The following is a 22,435-nucleotide window of genomic DNA, read 5'->3' on the forward strand; positions in this document are numbered from 1 at the left end:
GGCGGGCGCCGCAGGCGGCGGGGCCTGCGGGACGGCCGCGGGCTGCTGATCGACGACGACCGTGCGCGGCTGCGGGGCCTCCTGCACCACCGGAATCGGAGCCTTGATGGTCTCCGGCGGCGGGGCAGGTGGTGGCGCCTGCGGCGCGGGCTGAGCCTCCGGGACCGGAGCGGGGGCCGCCGGTGCCGCGGGCTTGACCGGGGCAGCCGGAATCACCGCACCCTGGGCGGGCGCAGGGCGCTGATCGACCGTCGGGCGGATGCTGACCGCCAGCGAAATGACCAGCGCGACAACACCAATGACGAAAATCGAGGTCAAGGCGCTGCCGACCAGCAGGAACGGCTTACGACCCTCGTCGACCGGAAGGTCGTCGGCAACGGATTCGAACGCGTCGAGCTCGGTGCCGACGGGCGCCATTTCGGTGGGCAACGCGGCCAGGCCTGCGTAGGCGCTGCCGGCCGTCGTGCCGTCGGGGTCCTGGGAGTAGGCCAGACCGACGGTGGACGCCTCAAGGGCAGGCGCATTCGCCGCTGCCAGCGCGGCGCCGCGGGCCAGCGCGAGTTCGGGCTCGTCGGGCGCGCTGACGGGCAGCGACACCAGGTTCTCCAGGTGAGCCTTGACCGAGCTGACGTCGACGCCCGAGCCGACCACGAACATGGCCTGCGGCGCGGCGTCCTGCGCGTCGACGGCGGCGGCCATCTCGCTGAGCACGGCCATCGCATCACTGCTGTGCAGGCTGCGGCCCAGCACCTTGACCACGGACCCGTCGTCGGTCTTGACCACCGACAGCGTCGCCGCGTCGCGATCGATGAACAGCAACGCGGTGGTGTCATAGCCGACCGCGTGACCGACGGCCTGGGCCAGCGCCGCAGCAGCGTGCCCTTCCGACACCAGCATCACGTCGTCGATGCCGTGTGCCGTCAGAGCGTCGCGCAATGCGGACGCGTCGGAATGGTCGGTCCACGTGACACCGGTCGCCTTCAATTGGTGCCCGCCCGCCGCGGCGCTTTCTTGGGTTCCGAGCACCGCCGCAACCACCTGATCCGCCGCGCTCAAGGTTGCCGAGCCGTCGCCGCCGTTGACGTCGAAGACGTCGTGATCGACGGTGACGCCGTCGGCTTTCTCCCCCTCGACCAGCACCATGCGGACCGTCGTAGGTGTCATCGACACACCTAATACGATGTCCACCAAGCCCTCCAAAGTGTTTGCTGCACTACGTGAGTCGCCATTGCGCACACATCCCGCACGAGCCGACAACTAGAACTTTCATCGACGCAAACAGCTCGATCGTTACACCCCAACGCATTAGCTGATGGCTCTAGTTCTGGTCGGACCGCGACGACACGGTGCCCGCCGACGCCGGTTAGTTAGACCCTACTCGGTATTACGGCGGACGGCGCCAAGCAGTTCGAGCCAGATCACCTTGTCTCCGCGAGCGTGCGCGTCTGCCGTCCGACACGCCGTGTTTCAGCCAGCAGTCTGCGCACGCTCGTTTCTGGCACGCCAGTTCAGCCGGACTGCTCGTCCTCAGCGGATTCCGACCGCAGCCCGAACGTAGGACCGAACGGTCCGGGCCGACGCGGTGGCAGGTGCCCGTGCACCCCCTCGGCGTATGCGGTCTCGGCGTGTTGGGTGAAGTCGACGCCGGTGGTTTCGTCTTCGGGGCTGAGCCGGAAACCCATGAACCGGTCGATCAGCTTGGCCAATCCGTAGGACATCGCGAACGCATAGGCCGCGACGACGACCGCCGCCAGCAGCTGCTTGCCCAGCTGAATGAGTCCCCCGCCGTAGAGCAAGCCCTGCGGCCCCTGGGTCATCACCTCGGTGGCCAGGAAACCGATGAGCAGCACGCCCACCACCCCGCCGACGAAGTGCACGCCGACCACGTCGAGAGAGTCGTCGTACCCGAAACGGAACTTCAGCCCGATCGCGAACGAGCACACCACGCCCGCGGCCACTCCGACGACGACCGCGCCGAGGGTGTTCACCGTGCCGCACGACGGCGTGATCGCGACCAGGCCGGCCACCACACCCGAGGCCGCGCCGAACGTCGTCGGCTTGCCGTCCCGGATCTGCTCGACCGTGAGCCAGCCCAACATGCCCATACAACCGGCGATCAGGGTGTTGAGGAAGATCGCGGCAGCGGTGCCGTTGGCCGCCAGCGCCGAGCCTGCGTTGAAGCCGAACCAGCCGAACCACAGCAGCCCGACGCCCAGGAGAACGAACGGCAGATTGTGCGGGCGCATGGCCTCCTTCTTGAAGCCGATGCGCGGGCCCAGCACGATCGCCAGAGCCAGGGCCGACGACCCGGACACGATCTCGACGACCAGGCCGCCTGCGTAGTCGAGCACGCCGAGGCGGGCCAGCCAGCCGCTCGGAGCCCAGACCCAGTGCGCGACGACCGCGTAAACCACGATCGCCCACACCGGCACGAACACCATCCACGCGGCAAACCGCGCCCGGTCCGCGATGGCCCCGCTGACCAGCGCCGCGGTGATGATCGCGAAGGTCAGCTGGAACGTCGCGAACAACAGCTCAGGGACCGCGCCATGGGCGGTGTCCGGGTTGATGCCGGCCATCCCGATGTGTTCGAGGTCTCCGATGAAGCCGCCCCCGCCGGAGAACGCCAACGTGTACCCGACCACCAGCCATGCCACCGTGACCAGCGGGATCGAGATGAAGCTCATCATGATCATGTTGAGCACGCCCGTGGTGCGGACCATGCCGCCGTAAAAGATCGCCAGGCCTGGCGTCATCAACAGGACTAATGCGGTGCTGGCCAACAACCAGGCGGTCGCGGCGGGGTCGATGTGAGACAACTGTGACTCCTTCGGTTCCGACGAGAATGTCGGCCCCGCGTTTCAGCCACGCGGCAAAGGTGTTTCCGGGATGTTTCGTGTTGCGTCGGGGTTACTGAAAGCTCACGGGTGTTCTGAGGGTGGCCTTGGCGCCGTGTCGGTGCGCCGACTGGCCACTTGTGCACGGATTTTGCTGTTCTGACGTACACAACTGGCCACTCGCCAGCGGTCAGGACTTGATGAAGTTCAGATGCGATCGCGACGGGGTCGGCCCGCGCTGACCCTGGTACTTGGAGCCGACCTTGGCACTGCCGTAGGGATGCTCGGCAGGGCTGGTGAGCCTCAGCAGACACAGCTGGCCGATCTTCATGCCCGGCCACAGCGTGATCGGCAGATTGGCGACGTTGGACAACTCGAGCGTGATGTGGCCCGAGAAGCCCGGGTCGATGAAGCCCGCCGTCGAATGCGTCAACAGGCCGAGCCGACCCAGTGAGCTCTTGCCTTCCAGCCGGCCCGCCAGGTCGTCGGGGAGCGTGCACAGCTCCAGCGTCGACCCCAGTACGAACTCCCCCGGGTGCAGGACGAACGGCTCACCATCCTTGGGTTCGACCAAAGATGTCAGCTCGTCCTGCTGAAGCGCCGGGTCGATGTGGGTGTACCGGGTGTTGTTGAACACGCGGAACAGGCTGTCGAGCCGGACGTCGACGCTGGACGGCTGCACCAGCGTGTCGTCGAACGGCTCGATGGACAGGCGCTTCGCGGCGATCTCGGCTCGGATATCGCGATCAGAGAGCAGCACCCGACGAGCGTATAGGTAAGGCGCGGATGCTAATCTTCCTAGCCACACCGCCGATGTAGTTCAATGGCAGAACATCAGCTTCCCAAGCTGAATACGCGGGTTCGATTCCCGTCATCGGCTCCACGAAGATCGCCCGTCAGTACCGTTCCAGGCATGGACTCTGACGCGATCTGGCGCACGATCGATGAGCAGCGGACTGCACTCGCCGACCTGCTCGACACTTTGACCCCGGAACAGTGGGCGACACAGTCGCTGTGTGACGGCTGGACGGTGCGTGATGTCGCGGTCCACATCACGCAGTCACACATCGGCCGCAAGGAGCTGGTGCTGGGGGCGCTGAAGTCGGGCTTCCGTTTCGACGCGATGGTCCGCCGTGCGGCGGTCAATGACCCACAGACCCCGCAAGAGATCACCGCGCGGCTGCGAAGCATGGCCGGTTCGAGAAAACGCCCAGCGATGACCGCTGAAGTCGACCCGCTGATGGACATCCTCGTGCACACGCAAGATATCTGCATACCGCTGGGAATCGACCGGCCGATGCCCAACGAGGCGGCAGTCGCCGTCGCGGAACGGTTGTGGCACATGAAGTTTCCGTTCACTCCGCGTCGCGATCTGCCGGGCTATCGGTTCGTCGCCACCGATGCCGGCTTCGCGGTCGGCCCGCAGTGGGGAGCTCTTAGAGAAGAGCCGATCCGCGACATCGTGATGACCTTCGCCCGACGCCGGCCTTGAGACCCGTGAGACCAAACGTCACCCCACAACGGCACCAGCCTCATACAACCGCCGATACAACCCACCCTCCGCCAAGAGCGACTCATGGTCACCTGACTGCGTGATCCGGCCACTCTCCAGGACCAGGATGCGGTCGGCGACACCGGCGATGAAATCCATGTCGTGGCTGATCACCAGACACGTGCGCTGCTTCGCATAGCCGCGGATCACCCCGATGAGCCTGGCGCGCTCGTCGGCGTCGAGGTTCTCGGTCGGCTCGTCGAGCAGCAGCACCGTAGGCCGACGCAGGAGGCAGCGCGCGAGCGCGATGAGGCGCTTCTGCCCGCCGGACGGCACCTGCACGTCGACGACGGTGTCGTAGCCGTCGGCCAGCTTCGTGGGATCGGTGATGACGGAGTGGATGTGGGCCAGCGTGCATGCCGCCTGAATCTCAGCATCGGTTGCCGACGGAGAAGCCAGCCGAATGTTCTCGCGGATGGTGTCTTTGGTGAAGAACGGGAACTGCGCAAGCTTGGACACCTCGTCGCGCAGCGACGCGATCGTGACACCGGTGATGTCATGACCGTCGAGCAGAATCCGCCCGCGCTGGGGGTCGAGGAACCGCAGCACAAGGTTGAACACCGTCGACTTGCCCGACCCGATGCCACCGACGATGCCCACGGTCTCGCCCTCGGCGACGGAGAACGACAGTCCGTCGAGCACCGGTCGGTCCGAGGCGTAGCCGAACGCGACGTCGTCGAAGACCAGGTTGCCGCGCACGTGCCCGAGATCGACGGCGTCCGCGGGTTCGTGCACCGTGGGCTGGGTGTCGAGCAACTCGTAGGTTGCCGCGGCGTTCGGCGCCACGGACTGGTAGGTGGTGTAGGCACCCAGAACCCGTTGCGCCGCACCGAACATCGTCGGCACCATGCCCGCGAACACCAAGAGCCCGGCGAACGTCAGGCCGAACGTGGCACTGTAGGCAACGCCGATGATCAGCACGACGACCGTGCTGAGGGCGACGAAGATCTGTGAGCCGTTCACGGTGGCCTGCATCCACACGACCGAGTCGGCGTCGCTCTTGGCGGCATCCTCCGACGCAGCACGAAACCTCCTGCTGCGCAGGGATTCAGCGTTGAACAGCTGGATCTCCGCGATACCGCTGACGGTCTGCTCCACCTCGGAGGCCATGGTGCGGTTGGCATTCATGACTCGCCGCATCACGGCCTGTACCTGGCGGCCTGCGAATCTCAGGACGAGCAGGGCCAGCGGCGTGAGAAGCAATGCGGCGATGGTCATCTGCCACGAGATGGCCAGCAGATACCCGATCACCACCACGAGCACCACGGCGTCGATGACGGGAGGCAGCAGACAGTCGGTCAGAAGGCGTTGCACACCAGCGGATTCCGTGGTGACGCGCTGGATCAGTTCACCGCTGCGGGATCCGGTGAAGAAATCGAGGGACAGGGTTTGCATGTGGTCGTGCACGCGTTGACGGATGTCGACCACGAGCGCCCGTTCGACCTTGGTGCCGACCCACGCGTTGACGAAGTACATGCCTTGGGCCAGTAGGAGCGAACCGGCCCACACCGCCAGCATCACAGCGAACGGCACCGAACCCGCCAGTGACCGCAGCAGACCGTTGTCGCGGGCGACCAGAGGCCCGCGTAAATCCCAGACCCCGCTGAGGTTTCCACTGCGACCGGCGTCGGCGACCACCTGCATCATGGGCCCGAAGGCCGCGACGGTGAGGTACGGCAACGCCGACGCCACCACCCCGAGCAGCAAGAGCACGACGAGCAGCCCGCGTACCGGGCGGAGCATGCGCAGACTGCGCCACACCAGATGGCGAGATCGGGCCAATGGATTCCGCCCTTCGTACGATGCGAGAGCAGCCTCTACTGCTCAGTGGCATCTTCCACGAACAGGCGTCAAGGCGCGCCCACTACTCGCAGGCGAGTCCATCTCCGTCACGGTCGCCACCCGACCAGTAGGCCGGATCGTCCTGCGGAATGTTCCATCGGCCGTCCTTGTGCGCCTCGGTGCAGTTCGCATAGGGCCGCGCGGCGGCGATGGGCGCGAGACCGGTGCCGGCGACGGCGATGGCGGCAACGACGAGGAACGCACGGACGAGCATGACAACCTGACCTTCAATTGACGCTGACGTAAGAATGTCACAGCGTAGCGGTTCCGTGACATTCGTCACAACTCGCCTCCCGCTGTGTGGTACGAACTCCAGTCATGCAGGAGCGGACGCAGGAAATCGCCCGGTTGCGGCGGGTATTGGACGACCGCGTCCGTGGACTCATGACCGACGACAGCAGAACCAAGCTGGCCGAGCTCCGCTCGGCGTGGGCGGACTCGCTGGCGACGACGATCGGCGACCCCGCAGCGATGGCCGAAACCCGCGCCAAGCTACTCGCCGAGAAGCGCGCAGCGCTCCTGAAAATCCCCAACTATCACGCGATACACAAACTGCAGCAAGAGTTTTCGCGTGACTGCCAGCGCCTCACAGACCACCGTAAAGACCGGCTGAGGGTACACCCGAAGACCTGGGCCGAAAGCCTCGACGCTTTCGGCATGCAGACATTCGAGCCGCCGTTCACGGCGTCGGACATCGTGGAATTCCCCGACATCCCCGGCACCGACCCGATCAGCTCCAATCAGTCCGCGACATCACCGCCTCAAGGCCTGATCATCAACGACGTCACGTGGCACGACGACAACACGTTCGGCGAGATCAACGACTTCAACCGCTGGGCCGGCTGCGACGTCTCGGTGGGCATCGACTTCGTAGCGCCGAGCTCCGGCTTCCTCAACGTCGCGATCAGCATGAAGAATCTGGTCAACCAGATCTGGGTACGCGGAACCGACAACTTCGGCTTGTCCTCGGCGAACCTCTCACTCGACCACCACATCTTTGTCCGGCTGGTACGCGGCGACCAGCGCGTCACGTCGTTCAAGACCGTCTTCAGCCAGACCTGGGTTCAGCTGGAGGGCGACGACTTCAATCTCACGTTCCCGCCGATCCCCGCGGGCCCGGCTGTGTTCGCCACCGACTTCGCCGACGCGCTGCACGCCGGCGAGAAGGTGCAGATCCTCGGCGGCTGCGAGACCGTGATCCACGCCGACGTGACCGACATGGATTGCACGGCGCGCGTCAACATGTGGTGGCAGCTGCAGAAGCTATGGGTGTGGCTGAGTTAGAAGTAACCGCTTCCCGGCAGCGCGGTGCCGCGCACGTAGTAGGCGCCGAGCGCCTGCGCCTTGTACGACGTCGGATTGTGCGACGCGAGGGTCCGGATGTTGCGCCAGTGCCGGTCGAGCAGATGCACGTTGCGCACCACCGACGCGCCGCCGACGTCGAAGATCTGCGACGCCGCCTTCTGCCCCAGTGCGTCGACGACCACCTTGGCGTGCGCTGCCTGCAGCGACGCCTCGTGTGCGAGCCGCAGATCCGGATCGGTGCCCGCGGTGTCGGCGTCGAACGCCAACTCCAGCGCGTCGGCCGCGCGCAGCACCGTCGCTTCGGCGGCATAGGCCGCGGCGGCGATCTCACCGACTTCGCGCTGCAACAGCGGATCGTCAGGGGCAGACGGGGTGGGGGCCCAGGCGAAGCTGCGCGAGCGCTGGTGCACATGCGCGACGGCATCGTCGCGCAACGCGTACAGCACCCCGACGATCAAAGCGGTCACGTACAGCTGAAAGAAGGCCCCGGACAGGTACATCGGTGCGGGATCGCCGCCGTCGGCAGCAGGCGGTAGGGGCAGCACCTCCTGCGGGTACACCACCACGTCGTCGAAAACCGCGGTTCCGGTTCCGGTCGCGCGCTGGCCCATACCGTCCCAGTCGTCGACGACCGTGACGCCGGCACGATCGGTCGGCACGAGGATCAGCACCGTGGCGCCGGTGTCGTCACTGGCGAGCACCTCGGTGTAGTCGGCGTAGAGGGTGCCGGTGGTGAAGTACTTGGTTCCGTTGAGCCGCAACTCGTCGCCGTGCGGTGTGAGGCGGGTCTGCCAGGTGAATTCACCGACCGTGGTGGTACCCAACTCGGTGGACGCGTTGCCGACGAGCTTGCCGCTCAACGCGAGATCGATGACGCGCGTGCGCTCTTCGCCCCCGAGGCGCAGCCGCTCTTCCACATGCGCGAAATGCCCACGCAGGATGTGTGCGACATTGACGTCGACGCGTGCCAACGCGATCACCGTGGCGAACAGCTCGCGCAGGCTGGCTCCGCCGCCGCCGTCTTCGGTGGGTACCCGCAGCGCGCCGAGGCGCGCGTCCCGGATGAGATCGATTGCGGCGAAGGGTCGTTCACCGGTGCGCTCACGGTCCAACGCACCCGCGCCGATGGCGGCAAACAGGTCTTGCAGGCGATCCGCACCCAAATCGACGGTGGTGACGGTCATCGGTGTGCCTCCTGGGTCACGCGGCGGTAACCCGCCGCTCGGTGTGTCTCGGGCAGTCGCGGCCCTTGACCGAACAGCTTGTGCCGCAGCGTCCCTTCGGTATACGACGTCTTGTAGACCCCGCGGCGTTGCAGCTCGGGGACGACGTGATCGATGAAGTCGACGAACGAGCCCGGTGTGATGGCGTTGGTGATGTTGAACCCGTCGACGTCGGTCTCCTCGACCCACTCCTGCAGGTCGTCGGCGACCTGCTGCGGGCCTCCGACGCTGAACCCGCCCTCGGCGTCGATGGCGTGTGCGTCGACGAAATCGCGCAGTGTCCACTGGCCCTGACCGTAGTTCTGCACCGACGACTTCAGGAATTCGTTGTCGGTCACCGCAACCGGATCGTCGAGATCGAACTGGGAGAGGTCGGTTCCCAGCCAGCCCGACCACAACGCCAACGCGCCCTCGGGGTCGATGTAGCGCCGGAAGTCGGCGTACCGGGCTTGCGCGGCGGCATCGTCGGCACCGGTGACCACGACGTGCCCGTTGACGATCTTGACGTCGTACGGATCGCGTCCGGCGGCTTCGGCGCGGCGCCGGATGTCGGCGACGGTCTCCCGCAACGCCTCCTTGGTCGGCGCGCCGACGAAGATCACTTCGGCGTTCTCGGCGCCGAACTGCTTGCCGCGGCTGGACGCACCCGCCTGATAGAGCACCGGGGTGCGCTGCGGCGACGGCTCGCACAGATGGATGCCCGGAACCCGGAAATGCCTGCCCTCGTGACCGATCGGGTGCACCTTGGTCGGGTCGGCGTACTCGGCGCGGCCCGGGTCGGTGCCGACGGCATCGTCGTCCCACGACCCTTCCCACAGCTTGTAGAGCACCTCGGTGTATTCGTCGGCGATGTCGTAACGGTCGGCGTGCGGCGTGATGGTGTCCAGACCGTGGTTGCGGGCGGCACTCTCCAGATAGCCGGTGACGATGTTCCAGCCCACGCGGCCCTTGGTCAGGTGGTCCAGCGTCGACATGCGGCGCGCGAACGAGTACGGGTGCTCGAACGACGTCGCGGCGGTGACACCGAAACCGAGATGCTCGGTGACCGTGGCCATCGCCGGCACGACCAGCAGCGGGTCGTTCACCGGGACCTGGGCGCCGGACCGCAGCGCGGCCTCAGGGCCGCCCCCGTAAACGTCGTAGACGCCGAGCACGTCGGCGATGAAGAGCCCGTCGAAAAGCCCACGCTCCAAGAGCTTCGCGAGGTCCAGCCAGTACCGCAGGTCCTTGTACTGCGCGGCCTGCGATTCGGGGTGTCGCCAGGTGCCCGCGACGATGTGCGCCACGCAGTTCATGTCGAATGCGTTGAGAACGATCTGTCGGGTCATGTCAGCCTCCGGAGACAGGTTGCGGTTCGGCGGTGCTGGGCAGGCTCGCCAACAGCTTCTGGGTATAGGGATCGCTCGGCGAGTCGAATATCTGTGCAGCAGTGCCAGACTCGACGATCCGGCCGCCACGCATCACGAGCACCCGGTCGGCCATGTGATGGATGACGCCGAGATCGTGTGAGATGAACAGATACGACAAGCCGAGCCGCTGCTGCAGATCGGTGAGCAGGTCGAGCACCTGGGCCTGGATCGTCACGTCGAGTGCCGAAACCGGCTCGTCGCACACGATCACGTCGGGCTCGGGTGCCAAGGCTCGGGCGATCGCCACGCGCTGACGCTGCCCTCCGGACAACAACAGTGGGCGCCGGTTCAGATGTTCGGCAGGTAACCCGACATCGGCGATCAACTCGGCCGTGCGGTCCCGTCGCGCCTCGGGGTCCGCGTACACCTCGGCGGGCAGCGCGTCCTCGATGATGCGCCGCACGGTCCAGCGCGGGTCGAACGATCCGAGCGGGTCCTGGTACACCACCGAGATCCGGCGGCGGCGCGAGCGGCGCGCTGCTTCGGGCACTGCGCTCCACGGTTCGCCGGCCAGCGTCACTGTCCCGGCGTCGGGTTCCAGCAGTGCCAGCGCGAGCCGGGCCGTCGTCGTCTTCCCGGACCCCGACTCACCCACGATGCCGAGCGTCTCCCCCACTCCGAGCGTGAACGAAACATCCTCGACGGCAGCACGTTGCACGCCGTCGGGCCCGGTGAACACCTTCCGCAGCCCCTCGGCGGCCAACAGCACCTCATCCCGGTGCGGCGCCGATGCCACCTCCGGCGCGGGCGTACCCGACAGCCGGGTGCCCTTGCGGTGAGCGGCCGGTACGGCGTCGAGCAGGGTGCGCGTATAGGGATGCGCCGGCTGCTCGAGCACCGACGCGACCGGGCCCTGTTCGACCAGCAGACCGTTGCGCATCACCGCGACGCGATCAGCCAACCGGGTCACCACGGCCAGGTCGTGACTGATCAGGATCAGCCCGGTACCACGCTCTTTCATGCTCTGCAGCAGGTCGAGGATCTGTGCCTGCACCGTGACGTCGAGTGCGGTGGTCGGCTCGTCGGCGATGAGCAGTGGCGGGTCGAGTGCGATCGCCGAGGCGATGAGGGCGCGTTGGCGCTGCCCACCGGAGAGCTGATGCGGCAGCTGGCGAGCCCGCAGCTCTGGCTCGGGAACGCCTACAGCACTGAGCAGTTCGAGCACCCGCTCGCGTCGCCGGGCACGCCCACCGAACCGGTGCAGCCGCAGCGTCTCGGCGATCTCACTGCCCACGGTCCGCAGCGGATCGAGCGATACCAGCGCGTCCTGCAGTACGAAACCGACCTGACTGCCACGGATTCGGCGCCAGTCCCGGTCCCGGTTTTCCAGCACCGAGCGACCCTGCAGTTCGAGTCGGGTTGCGCTGACGTGTGCGGTGGCGCCGGACAAGCCGAGGAGCGTGCGGGCGGTGACGCTCTTGCCGGAACCGGATTCGCCGACGATGGCGAAGCACTCACCGGGTGCGACGTCGAAAGATACTCCGCGCACGACCGGTTGCGGGTCGCGGGCACCGAAGGCGACGGCGAGGTCTTCGACCCGCAGGAGAGGTGTGGTCATGTCAGACGTCCTTCGAGTCGCTGTTGCAGGTGACGGCCGAGCACTGTGACGGCCAAGGTGCACCCGACGATCGCGAGGCCGGGAAACAGCTCCAGCCACCACGCCGTCGACACGAAATCGCGTCCGGCGTCGAGCATCGCGCCCCATTCGGGTGCCGGCGGGGCGACACCGAGCCCCAGGAAGCTCAACGAGGACGCCCACACGATGGATTGGCCGACACCCAGTGTCGCCAACGCCACCAGGGGCCGCATGGCGTTGGGGAACACGTGGCTTGCGATGATCCGCAATGGTGTGTGCCCCAGGACGATCGCGGCGTCGACGTATCCGGAATCCTTCACGGCGATCACCTGACCGCGCACCATCCACGCGTAACCGGCCGCGGATCCGAGTGCGACCGCCACGATCTCCGTCGCCACACCGGGCCCGAACACGGCAATGAACAACAACGCGATCAGCAGTCCGGGTATCGACAGGACGACTTCGAGGAACCGGCTGATCGCGCCGTCGGTGATCCGTCCGCCGAGCCCCGCCGCGAACCCGAAGGCGATCGCGAACAGCAGCGCGAGAGCCGTTGCGCCGGTGCCGATCAGCAGCGAACTGCGGGCGCCGAAAACCACCCGTGTGTAGATGTCGCGGCCCGATGCGTCGGTACCGAACCAGTGCTGTGGCGACGGTCCTTGCAGGGCAGCACCGATGTCGGTGTCGAATGGGGACTCGTGCGTGAAGAGACCCGGTGCGATCGCCCATGCCAGCACCAGCAGCAGGAAAAGCGCCGAGACCCACACCGCCGGTCGGAACCCACGTGCCGAAGCAACGTGCAGAGTGGACCGTACGGCGGTCGGGTCCGCGATGTTGACGGTCATCGGCCGGCCTTTCGCAAGCGCGGATCTATCTGCCCGAAGGCGACATTCACCGCGGCGTTGGCGATCACATAGACCGCGGCGACGAACAACGTCACGCCCATCACCACCGGCATGTCGTGCGCAATGACGGCGTCGACGAGCATGCGGCCCAGGCCCGGTCGGACGAAGATGGTCTCGACGATCACCGCGGTGGAGAACAACGAGCCCAACGCCCACCCGGACAGCGTGAGGCCGGGCAGCACGGCATGGCGCAGGGCATGCCGCCAGCGCACTCCCCAGTCGCTCATCCCACGGGCGCGGGCCGAAACCGCAAACGGTTGTTCCAGTGCCGAGGAGAATTCGTCGCGGGTCACCTGCCCGAGGAATCCCGCCAGCGGCAGCGCGAGGGTCAACGCGGGCAGCGCCAGCCCGTCGATACCTCCGTCACCGACCACGGGGAGCCAGTGCAGCTGGAAGGCGAAGATCACCAAAAGCACGATGCCGAGCCAGTATTGGGGCAGGGCGGCCAGAAAGGTCTCCAACGCCGATCCGATCGCGGAGACCGGACGACTCCGGTGCGCCGTCAGCAAGGTGACGGCAACGGCGATCACCCACGACGCCGCCAAGGACACGGCGGTGAGCGTCAGGGTGGGACCGATCTGTTGCACGATCATGTCGGTCACCGGCTGTTTGCGGCTGTAGGACGTGCCGAGATCACCACGCACCAATCCACCGAGATAGTGCAGGTACTGGACCAACACGGGCTGGTCGAGCCCGTACTGGACGCGCACCGCGGCGATCTGCTCGGGTGAGGGTTTGGCACCGGCGCCGCCCAGGATCGCCAGTACGGGGTCGGTGCGCATCAGCTTCTGGGCGAAGAAGGTCAGGGTCGCCGCACCCCACAGCACGCCGACGACACCGGCGACCCGACCGGCCAGCCGCCGCACCCGGATCGGGGTGCGGCGCGCCGCAACGGCGAGGTCGGTCACGGCGCCAGCCACGCGTCGTGCAGTACGGGTTCACCTTCGGACGGTTCGATCCAGACGTCCTTGAGCCGCTTCTTGCTCACGAGCCGGGTGGTCTGTGGATACAGGCCCAGGAAATAGGCGTTCTCCGCCACCACTTTCTGCACGGTGTCGTACAGATGCTTTTGCTGCTCAACGTCGTTCGATGCCGCTACCTCGTGCAGCGGGCCGTCGATGGCGGGATTCTGCACCCACGACATGTTGTTGCCGGGAGCCAGTTTCAGCGAGTCCGTGGAGTACACGATCGACAACACAAGGGGCGTCGGGCTGTTCCAGTAGGCGCCGGCCAATGCGTCGTAGGCATTGGGATCGGTGAACGCCGCGTAGTACTGATCCTGCGGGATCGGCTTGAGGACGAGATTGAAGCCGATTTCCTTTTCCGCGGCCTGGATGTCCTGGTACAGCGTCACGTCCGCCGGTGGGGTGTCGCCGGGGTCGGACGAGTACACCACCGTCGCGGTGAGTTGCTTGCCGTCCTTGGTCCGGAAGCCGTCACCGTCACGTTGGGTCCATCCCGCCGCGTCGAGCAGCTGGTTGGCCTTGCCCGGGTCGTGCTTGTAGAAGTCACCGAGGCTGTCGTCGACGAACGGCGTGGTCGACGACAGTGGGCCGTGCTCCCAGTTGAAGACGCCCAGGTATGCGCTCTTGACGGCCGCTTCGGCGTTGGCGCCGTGGATGAAGGCCTGGCGAACAGCGGTGTCGGTGAACGGCGCACGAGTTGTGTTGAGCGCGAACCCGTTCGGTTGCCCGGTATGGGTGAATTCCTGCAGGGCCAGGTTCGGGTCGCTCTTGAGCGCGGCGTTCTGCTGCGGCGGCGGGTTGAAGATGAGGTCGGCGCCCTGCCCCTGCACGGCGGCGAACCGCACGGACCCGTCTTCGAGGAACTTCCAGCTCACATGGTCGAGGTAGGCGGGGCCCTGGTGTTTGGCGTCTGCGGGTGCGGAGTTGTAGTCGGGATTGCGGTCGAGTTCGACGCTCTGGCCGTGTACCCATTCTTTGACCTTGAAGGGGCCGGTACCCACGGGACTCTGGCAATTGGCGCCCAGACCGCGTGCCATCGCCTTGGGCGACTCGATGCCGAAGAAGGCCTGTGACAGAACCGGCAGCAGGGCCGAATACGGCTTGGACAGCTTGATCTCGAACGTCGCCGGGTCTACCGCGCGCGAGGACTGGTAGTACGGCTTCAGGTAGCCGGCGTCGGTCAATGATTGTGTTGCCGGGTCGAGCATCTGGTCGAAGTTGGCCTTGACCGCGGCGGCGTCGAGCGGCTCGCCGTCGTGGAATTTGACGCCCTGCTTGATCTTGAACGTGTAGGTCAGCCCGTCAGGTGAGACGGTCCATGAATCGGCCAGCCAGGGCACCACAGTGCCGTCGCGGCGTTCGGAGACCAGGGAATCCAGGAACTGGCGGGCGACGTAGGTCTGTGGCATGTCACCGTTGTTGTGCGGGTCGAGGCACAGCGGTTCACGGTCGGCGCCGTAGACGATCGAGCCGCCGCTCACCGGCGTACCGCCGCCATCTGATGAGGTCTGGCTCGAACCACCGCAGCCGGACAGCGCCAGGCCGGCGACAAGGGCCACCGCAGTCATTGCGGCAGCGCGACGAGAGGGGAAGGAATCTGGCATCGGTGGTTGGTCTTTCAGTGCAGCGATCAACGCCACGCCCAACGGCCCCCACGCCCCACAGAGACGGGCGTGCGGTCTGGCGCTGGTGTTGTGTTATCGGGTGTTTCTGGCGGATAGGGCCCAGAAACAATCCCGCGATCCGTCAGATGCCGGAAGGAATGGAATCGTGGCGATCCTTATCCGGTCACGAACTCCTCGATCAGATCCGCGATCATCGTCGCGCCCCGGGTGTTCTGGTGCAGCAGATCCGTGGTGAGCCGCAATCCCCGCCTGCGGGAGATGTCGTCCAGTGGGCGCCGCAGCAGAAAGTGCTGGATCGCCCCACCTGCCATGAGAGCCAGGTTGTCGCGGTAGTGGGTACCGGGCCGGAACCCTCCCGCCGTCAGATACTCGACCTGCCGTTCGTTGAGCGGAAGGTACGCCAGACGGTTGCTTTCAGCGATCTTCTTGAGCACCGCGCTGTACTCCTGTGAGCGTCGCACCGAGTCGGATCCGATGTCCTCGCCGAGCACCGGGAGCGACAGCAGCCCGATGCGGGCCGACGTTTCACGCATCAACCGCTCGACGATCGCGGCAACGTTGTCGGTGAACCCGTCGATGCCGGGCGACCCGGTGAGCTTGTTCAGCCGCCGCGCCCTGGCACTGCTTTTCGCCGACATGCTTGCGACCACGTCGTTGCCGCCTATCAGCACCGTCACCAGGTCCGGCTGCAGTTCAACGACTGCGGCAACGCGCCGCAGCGTGTTCTCGGTGAGCTCACCGTTGACGCCTGCATTGGTGAATGCGAAGGGCGACAACACAGGTCGATCCGACAACATCGCCACGTAGTCGGCGCTGAGCTGGCCGCGAGTGATGCTGTCGCCGAGGCACACGACGCGTCGGGGCATGACGGCTACTGCACCTCCTCGCTGTCGCGCCGTTGCGCGGGCACCAGGCGGTGCTTCGGTGCGGGTGCGGCCGGCTCACCGTGGGTGATCCCGATGTGCTTGTGCAGCCAGGCCAGCGGCGCCGGCGCCCACCAGCTCCACCTGCCCATCAGATGCATGAACGCCGGCACCAGCACCGTGCGCACCAACGTGGCGTCGACCAGGATGGCCAGCGTGAGGCCGAGGCCGAACATCCGCATGAACGACACGTGGGCGGCGGTGAGCGCCGCGAACGAGATCGACATCACCAGCGCGGCGGCGGTGATGACGCGCCCGGTGTGAGCAACGCCCAAGGCTACGCTCTCGTCGGCATCGGCGCGGGTACGTTCCGAGGCCAGCCAGAACTCCCGGATCCGGGATACCAGAAACACCTCGTAGTCCATCGACAAGCCGAAGGCGATGCAGAACAGCACCACGGGCATGTTGGTGACGAGCGTCCCGGTCGCCGTCGTCCCCAATCCGCCCAGATGGCCGTCCTGAAATATCCACACCATGGCTCCGAACGCGGCGCTGAGCGATAACACGTTGAGCACCAACGCCTTCAGCGGCAGGAGCACACTGCCCGTCAGCATGAACAGCAGGAGCAGCGAGATCACCGCGATCATCCCGAGGACCAGGGGTAGCCGGGACATGATCGCGTTCACGGTGTCCCGGTTGGTCTGCGCGGTCCCGGTGATGTAGACGCTGCGGCCGCCCGGGCCTGCCAGGGCATGGATCTGATCGAGCTGGGTCTCCGAACTCGACGAGAACAGCGGCGCCCTGCTGGCTGCGGTGAGAAACATGCTGCCCTGCGCCTTCCCGGTCGCCGCGGACGGCGGACCGGTCTGCGCACCGCCGACGAACGTGCCCATCGGGGTGGAGACCGCGGTGATGCCGGGGACGTGCGAGAGATCGGCCGCGTAGCGGGCAATGTCGTGTGGCCCCAGCCCGTTCGCGTCGGGGATGACCACCGACACCGAAGTGGCGGGGTCGGCATCGAACCCGGTGCGGAGCTGGTCGCCGACCTGATGCGGTGACGCCGAACCGGGTAGCACGCGGTCGTCGGGGAAGCCCCACTTGACGCCCAGGAACGGCACACCGAGCAGCACCAGGAGCGCGACGACCGCCAACCCGATCGAAAACGCATGGCGCATGACGAATCTCGTCGAGCGGTACCAGTATTGCTGTTCGACGGGGCGGGCCACCGACGGCGATCTACGCAGCAGCCGCCGAACGTCCAGCGCGTCCAGTCGGGTGCCGAGTAAGACGATCGCTGCCGGTGTCACCACCACCGCCACGACCGCGGCGAAGGTCACCGTGGCAACCCCTGCGTAGGCCAGGGACTTGAGGAAGTGCATCGGGAACACGATCAGCGCGGCCATCGAGAGCGCGACCGTCGTCGCGGAGAACAACACCGTGCGGCCCGCCGTCACCATGGTGCGCTCGAGCGCTTCGTCGCGGCCGGCGCCGTCCGCCAACTCGTCGCGGTACCGGCTGATGATCAGCAACGTGTAGTCGATCGCCAGCGCCAGGCCCATCGCGGTACTCAGGTTCAGCGCGAAGATCGAGACATCGGTGGTGAACGTGATGAGCCGCAGGACTGCGAGCGCACCGGCAATCGCCATCACCGCGACCATGACGGGCAACGCCGCGGCCAACAACCCACCGAAGACCCACACCAACACGAGGAAGCTGAGCGGTATGGCGATCGACTCCATCAGCAGCAGGTCCTTCTGCGTCTGCTGGGTGATCCCCGCGTTGACCATCGCCGGGCCGCCGGCCTGCACCGTGACCGCGTCGTGGTCTCGCAATATCTGTTCGGACAGCGTGTTTGCGTAGTTGGGCGCATCCCGCTCTCCGCCGGTTATGCCTGCCACGATCAGACCCGACCTGCCGTCTCTGCTGACGAGCTGAGCGGCCGCGGCCGGCGGGACGGTCCATGCGGACGTCACGTTCGCCACATGTGGTGAGCGATGCAGGTCGTCGACGATCGCCGTGCCGATCCGGCGGGCCGCTGCGCTGTCGGCACCATCCGGCGAGCTGACGACGAACACGAGCTGTTGGTCACCCTGGCCGAATCGTTCGGCGAGCATTCGCGTCGCGATCGCCGATTCGGATGCCGGGTCTTCGAAACCGGTCGGCGAGAGGCTGTTTGCCACCGGTATGCCGAAGACCGCCGCCAAGACCATCACCAGCGCCGCGACGGAGACTGTCAGTCGTGGTGCCGCGATGGCGAGGTGAGCAATGCGGTGCAGCAAGTTCGTGTCCTTTGCGGACGACAGTTCCAGCTACCTTGACGATTTGCGATGTTACAGCGGCAGATCGAGGTTCTGCGAGCCCTTGACCGGATCCGAGACCGATCGGCACAGCGCGATCGCGTCCATCCTTTTTGCCGAGTCAAAGATCAAGGACGACAGGGGATGCCGGACATTTCCAGGCATGCGAACGTTGAACTATGGCACGGTCGGCACCGTGTCATCAGTGCCGACCAGATTGGAGCACTGACGAGCCCGCCGGGCGAGACTGCAGTAGTGCGTTACTCAGTCTCGCTGCACCATGCATCATCCATAATTCACGGTGTTGGAGCCGGCCTCCAGGAAAGGACAGGTCATACCGGCGCGCTGCGCCGATTTCCATAGGCAGCACTGCGCCGACGTTGTTTTCCGTTAGCCTGAAATGACCGACGCCACAGGCCAGTCCCCCTTGGGGGCGACAGTGATAGCTGAGCGAACGGAGGCGGTGGATGACCACCGAGGCTCGGAACCTTTTTGACGCCATCGTCATTGGCGCAGGTCCGTCCGGCCTCGCCGTCGCACGCGAGTTGCGTCATCGGCACGGAATCACCGCGCTTATCCTCGATCGCGCTGGGGCACCGGCGATTTCGTGGCGAACACGCTATGACAACTTCCGGTTGAACACCACCGGCTTCCTCTCCCATCTCCCGGGACAGAGAATCCCCATCGCGGCCGGACGCTGGCCGACCAGAGAGGACATGGTCGCCTACTTCGACAGCTACGTCGAGCGTCAGAACATCTCCCTTCGCTTCGGATGCGAGGTCAACCGCATCGACCGCACCGCCGACCGCTGGCGACTCGACACGTCCGCAGGCGAGATCCAGGCACCGGCGGTCGTACTCGCGACGGGCAACTATCGGACGCCTGTCATCCCGCCCTGGCCCGGCCTCGGCGATTTCACGGGCGAAGTCACCCATTCCGCGGGCTTCCGCAACGCCCGTCCGTACCGGGATCGCGATGTCCTGGTGGTCGGCGCCGGGAATTCGGCCGCCGACATCGCGGTCCAACTGGCCGACAACGACGCGAACCGGATCTGGCTTTCCGTCCGCACTCCCCCTCATCTCGTCCGCCGGGCACTGGGCCCGATTCCGTCCGACGTGTTCCTCGAGCTGTCCGCCCGGGTTCCGGCGAGTGTGGTCGATCCGCTGATCGCGCGCACCCACCGACTGGTGTGGGGCACCGACCTGTCCGTCTACGGTTTTCAGCGGCCACCGTTGGGGCTGAAGGCAACTGTCGAACAGCGCGGCCGCATCCCGACATTCGCCGACGAACTTGTCGAGGCGGTACGGGCCGGGCGCATCGAGGTGGTGCCCGCGGTGAAATCGGTCGGGCCGACGTGCGTGACGCTCGCCGACGGCTCCTCGGTCACACCCGATGTGATCATCACCGCCACCGGATTCAGCCCGGATCTCGAAGGACTGGTCGGCCATCTCGGCGTCCTGGACGATCGCGGCAATCCCCGCGGCGGCTTCGCGGGTCACCTCGGCGACGGCCTGTTCACCATCGGCTACGGCATCCCGCCCAACAGTCCGCTGCGATCGATCCGTCGGCATGCGACGCGGCTGGCACGCGACATTGCGCGCTATCTGAGGGATAGCGCCCTCGCCAGAAGCGAAGCGCCACAGCCTGTCTCGGAGACCGGACCGCCCCGCGTCCGCGGCAGGCGGGCCGCCGAGCAAGGCCGACTGCGATGACACTCAAACGTTTCCTGGCGCCGCTGCGGTGGTCGGTGATCAACACCTTCCTGCTGCCGCGGACTTTCGCGCGGACCGGCCAATTCGGTGACGGCCGGGAAGCTGCGGCCGCCGAGTACGTCGTGGCCAACGCCCGCCGGGGCGACGTCGACGACGTCCTCGAAACCATGGACCGGTTCGCCTACGAGAAGACCTTCCTGATCAGCGTCGGCGACGAGAAGGGTGCTTTGCTCGACGCCGCGGTCAAACGCGCCGACACCCGGCTGGCACTCGAGCTCGGCACCTACTGCGGTTACGGCGCGCTGCGCATCGCCCGTGCGGCGCCGACGGCCAGAGTGTTCTCGGTGGAGTGGGCGCAGGCCAATGCCGAGATCGCACGGCGGATCTGGGCGCACGCCGGTATGGACGACAGGATCACCTGCGTCGTCGGCATGATCGGCGACGGCGGGCGCACCCTGCGGGCGCTCGAAGACCACGGGTTCGCGACCGGCGCCCTCGACCTGCTATTCCTCGACCACGTCAAGAGCGCATACCTGTCAGATCTGCACAGCATCATGGAGCGGGAATGGCTACATCCCGGTTCGATCGTCGTCGCCGACAACGTCAAGATCCCGGGTGCCCCGAAGTATCGCGAATACATGCGCCAACAGCAGGGCCGGACGTTCGACACGATCGAGCACAACACCCACGGCGAGTATCAGACGGTGGTCCGGGACCTGATGCTGGAATCTGTCGTCCTGCCCTGATCACCCGACGGCCGGGTGAACGGGTAACAGCACAGGCCGACCAGCAGAGCGCACAGATGCCCGATCGCGGTGAAGTTGATGTTTCCCACCAGCGCGGCCCCGAAGTAGATGAACGCCGTTCCCAGGTAGACCCACCGCCAGGGCCGCACGATGCGGTACGCCAGCACGGCGCCCACCCCGACCAGGAAGTAGCTGACGCCGATGTCGCGCACGTGGACCAGCCGCTCTGGCGCGACGTGATCGTGGATCGCGAGGTACAGCAGGCCTTCGCTGATGTAGGTGGCCAACACGTGGGCGATCAAGCCGACGCTGAGCCACCGGATTTGTCCGAGCCAGCGTTCCGCGGGAGCGAGGATGAGGCTGAACAGCACGAGATACGGCGTCCAGAATCGACCGTCGATCCAAAAGAGGCTGGTGACCAGCACGTATAGCGGGTCGGTCTCCAAATGGTGGATGTTGGTCGAGCTCTGGATCAGCAGGACGTGCAGGTCCCGCCCGTGCAGTTGATGCTGAATGATCGTGGTGACCAGCAGGGCAGCCAGCCAGATATAGGTCAGCGGCGCGCTGCGGACATATCGCCACACCGCCGTCAGCCACGATTTCAGACGCACGCGCTCAGTATGCGCACGCCGGCATCGTCGCGCCCCCGATCAAGCTGTGGACGAGCTGTCAGCCTCGAACAGCCGCGCGATCGCGGTGAAGCCGCCGTGCCGTTTGGCCTCATATGCCCAGATCAAAGCGACGATGGGGAGTGGCCCCAGCACCACCCACCACCGCGCCGAAGGCGGGACGAGCTCGGCGATCAGCTCGGCGCTCGGGCGTCCGTCCACGACAGCCGGTAGCCAGTCGTGCAGCAGGATCGTCATCATCCGCGTTGCCTCGAACGGCCCGGCCAAGGTGGTCAGCACCCAGCTCAGGGTGGCGATGACCAGCGCCCACGGCCACGCCAGCAACAGGGACTGGTCGTCGACGATATCGGCGGCCGAGCGGATCGACTCGGCGATGAACGCGAAGCCGAGCGCGACCAGCAGCATCCCCACCTGCGCGGCCAGCAGATCTTCCAGCACGGAGTTCGCCAGGTCGTCCGACGCTCTCGTGGGCAACCCGAAGGCCAACGACAACAAGCCGGCCAGCAGCGCCAACAACGCCAACGCCGATGTCGAATCCTCGATCCGCATGAACGAATCGGACACGATACGCACCACCAGCCGCGACGACGCCACAGGTCCGGTGCGATACAGGACCATCACCACCAGTCCCGACAGGACGATGGAGGTCAGCCACGCGACCACCGCCGCGCAGATGATCACCAGCGCGAGCGACCCGACGATGGCGACGAGTTCGGAATTCTCGCGGTCGCCGTTGCGCACCACCAGCAGCGGCACCACGCCAAGGGCCAGCACCCCGAGCGCGCGAACCAGGATCGGCAGGGCGAATCCGGCGATGTCACGTGGGTCCAGGTCGGGGTCTTGGCGCCGGATTGCGGCGATCTCGGCCTTCATGACCGCACGCGCCCGATGAATGGACAACCTGCCCGCCACAGGGGGAATGTAAGCGCGGCCAGGCCCGCAATCATGC

The 22,435-nt window shown here is 66.3% G+C and carries 19 protein-coding genes and 1 tRNA gene; 5 read left to right on the forward strand and 15 right to left on the reverse strand.

What is annotated here, in order from left to right; genetic code table 11:
- From BST13_RS35575 to dcd, 3 genes are all read right to left on the reverse strand, one after another.
- Positions 1-1,188 (reverse strand): DUF7159 family protein (locus BST13_RS35575; RefSeq protein WP_142282930.1); only part of this gene is annotated, 1,188 nt, incomplete at its 3' end.
- 320 nt (positions 1,189-1,508) lie between these two features.
- Positions 1,509-2,819, reverse strand: a complete 1,311-nt coding sequence (locus BST13_RS35580; RefSeq protein WP_083170601.1) for an ammonium transporter — start codon at positions 2,817-2,819, stop codon at positions 1,509-1,511.
- 208 nt (positions 2,820-3,027) lie between these two features.
- Complete coding sequence (gene dcd, locus BST13_RS35585; RefSeq protein ID WP_083170603.1) at positions 3,028-3,597, reverse strand: dCTP deaminase; 570 nt, start codon at positions 3,595-3,597, stop codon at positions 3,028-3,030.
- A gap of 49 nt (positions 3,598-3,646) precedes the next feature.
- On the opposite strand from dcd, the gene BST13_RS35590 reads away from it, so the two are divergent.
- Positions 3,647-3,720 (forward strand) — tRNA-Gly (locus BST13_RS35590).
- 30 nt (positions 3,721-3,750) lie between these two features.
- On the forward strand, positions 3,751-4,329 hold the full coding sequence (locus BST13_RS35595) for a maleylpyruvate isomerase family mycothiol-dependent enzyme (RefSeq protein WP_083170604.1): 579 nt from the start codon (positions 3,751-3,753) through the stop codon (positions 4,327-4,329).
- A gap of 18 nt (positions 4,330-4,347) precedes the next feature.
- On the opposite strand, the gene BST13_RS35600 is transcribed toward BST13_RS35595, so the two are convergent.
- Together BST13_RS35600 and BST13_RS35605 are read right to left on the reverse strand one after the other, a co-directional pair.
- Positions 4,348-6,132 (reverse strand): ABC transporter ATP-binding protein, encoded by a 1,785-nt coding sequence (locus BST13_RS35600; RefSeq protein ID WP_083170606.1) that lies wholly within the window; start codon positions 6,130-6,132, stop codon positions 4,348-4,350.
- Between the two features lie 121 nt (positions 6,133-6,253).
- Entirely contained in the window at positions 6,254-6,445 is a 192-nt protein-coding gene (locus BST13_RS35605) for an excalibur calcium-binding domain-containing protein (protein WP_029366853.1), read from the reverse strand.
- A 104-nt stretch (positions 6,446-6,549) separates the two neighbouring features.
- On the opposite strand from BST13_RS35605, the gene BST13_RS35610 reads away from it, so the two are divergent.
- The gene (locus BST13_RS35610) at positions 6,550-7,515 is read left to right on the forward strand and encodes a hypothetical protein (RefSeq protein ID WP_083170607.1); all 966 of its coding nucleotides are present in this window, start codon (positions 6,550-6,552) and stop codon (positions 7,513-7,515) included.
- On the opposite strand, the gene BST13_RS35615 is transcribed toward BST13_RS35610, so the two are convergent.
- From BST13_RS35615 to BST13_RS35650, 8 genes are all read right to left on the reverse strand, one after another.
- Entirely contained in the window at positions 7,512-8,720 is a 1,209-nt protein-coding gene (locus tag BST13_RS35615; protein ID WP_083170609.1) for an acyl-CoA dehydrogenase family protein, read from the reverse strand. The two genes, BST13_RS35610 and BST13_RS35615, sit on opposite strands and share 4 nt — an antisense overlap.
- Positions 8,717-10,087: an LLM class flavin-dependent oxidoreductase gene (locus tag BST13_RS35620; protein WP_083170610.1), complete on the reverse strand. Its 1,371-nt coding sequence runs from the start codon at positions 10,085-10,087 to the stop codon at positions 8,717-8,719. Before BST13_RS35620 ends, BST13_RS35615 begins: the two co-directional genes overlap by 4 nt.
- 1 nt (position 10,088) lies before the next feature.
- Entirely contained in the window at positions 10,089-11,726 is a 1,638-nt protein-coding gene (locus tag BST13_RS35625) for a dipeptide ABC transporter ATP-binding protein (protein WP_083170612.1), read from the reverse strand.
- The gene (locus BST13_RS35630) at positions 11,723-12,589 is read right to left on the reverse strand and encodes an ABC transporter permease (protein ID WP_083170613.1); all 867 of its coding nucleotides are present in this window, start codon (positions 12,587-12,589) and stop codon (positions 11,723-11,725) included. Before BST13_RS35630 ends, BST13_RS35625 begins: the two co-directional genes overlap by 4 nt.
- Positions 12,586-13,569 carry an ABC transporter permease gene (locus tag BST13_RS35635; RefSeq protein ID WP_245839939.1) on the reverse strand — a complete coding sequence of 328 codons (984 nt, stop codon included), beginning with the start codon at positions 13,567-13,569 and terminating at the stop codon, positions 12,586-12,588. The genes BST13_RS35630 and BST13_RS35635 overlap by 4 nt, the downstream gene beginning before the upstream one ends.
- Positions 13,554-15,182, reverse strand: a complete 1,629-nt coding sequence (locus BST13_RS35640) for an ABC transporter substrate-binding protein (protein WP_095533850.1) — start codon at positions 15,180-15,182, stop codon at positions 13,554-13,556. Before BST13_RS35640 ends, BST13_RS35635 begins: the two co-directional genes overlap by 16 nt.
- A 212-nt stretch (positions 15,183-15,394) precedes the next feature.
- A complete protein-coding gene (locus tag BST13_RS35645; RefSeq protein ID WP_083170616.1) occupies positions 15,395-16,105 on the reverse strand; it encodes an SGNH/GDSL hydrolase family protein in 711 nt (236 codons plus the stop codon).
- A gap of 5 nt (positions 16,106-16,110) precedes the next feature.
- Entirely contained in the window at positions 16,111-18,381 is a 2,271-nt protein-coding gene (locus BST13_RS35650) for an MMPL family transporter (RefSeq protein WP_083170622.1), read from the reverse strand.
- Between the two features lie 485 nt (positions 18,382-18,866).
- Between BST13_RS35650 and BST13_RS35655 the strand changes: the two genes are divergently transcribed.
- On the forward strand, positions 18,867-20,111 hold the full coding sequence (locus BST13_RS35655; RefSeq protein ID WP_083170627.1) for a flavin-containing monooxygenase: 1,245 nt from the start codon (positions 18,867-18,869) through the stop codon (positions 20,109-20,111).
- A complete protein-coding gene (locus BST13_RS35660) occupies positions 20,108-20,857 on the forward strand; it encodes an O-methyltransferase (RefSeq protein WP_083170629.1) in 750 nt (249 codons plus the stop codon). Before BST13_RS35655 ends, BST13_RS35660 begins: the two co-directional genes overlap by 4 nt.
- Here the strand turns inward: BST13_RS35660 and BST13_RS35665 are convergent.
- Positions 20,809-21,462, reverse strand: a complete 654-nt coding sequence (locus BST13_RS35665) for a rhomboid-like protein (protein ID WP_245839941.1) — start codon at positions 21,460-21,462, stop codon at positions 20,809-20,811. The genes BST13_RS35660 and BST13_RS35665 overlap by 49 nt on opposite strands.
- A gap of 45 nt (positions 21,463-21,507) precedes the next feature.
- Positions 21,508-22,398: a hypothetical protein gene (locus tag BST13_RS35670; RefSeq protein WP_245839940.1), complete on the reverse strand. Its 891-nt coding sequence runs from the start codon at positions 22,396-22,398 to the stop codon at positions 21,508-21,510.
- Positions 22,399-22,435 lie beyond the last annotated feature (37 nt).

The sequence above is a fragment of the Mycobacterium aquaticum genome, from assembly GCF_002086485.1.
Taxonomy (GTDB): Bacteria; Actinomycetota; Actinomycetes; order Mycobacteriales; family Mycobacteriaceae; genus Mycobacterium; species Mycobacterium aquaticum.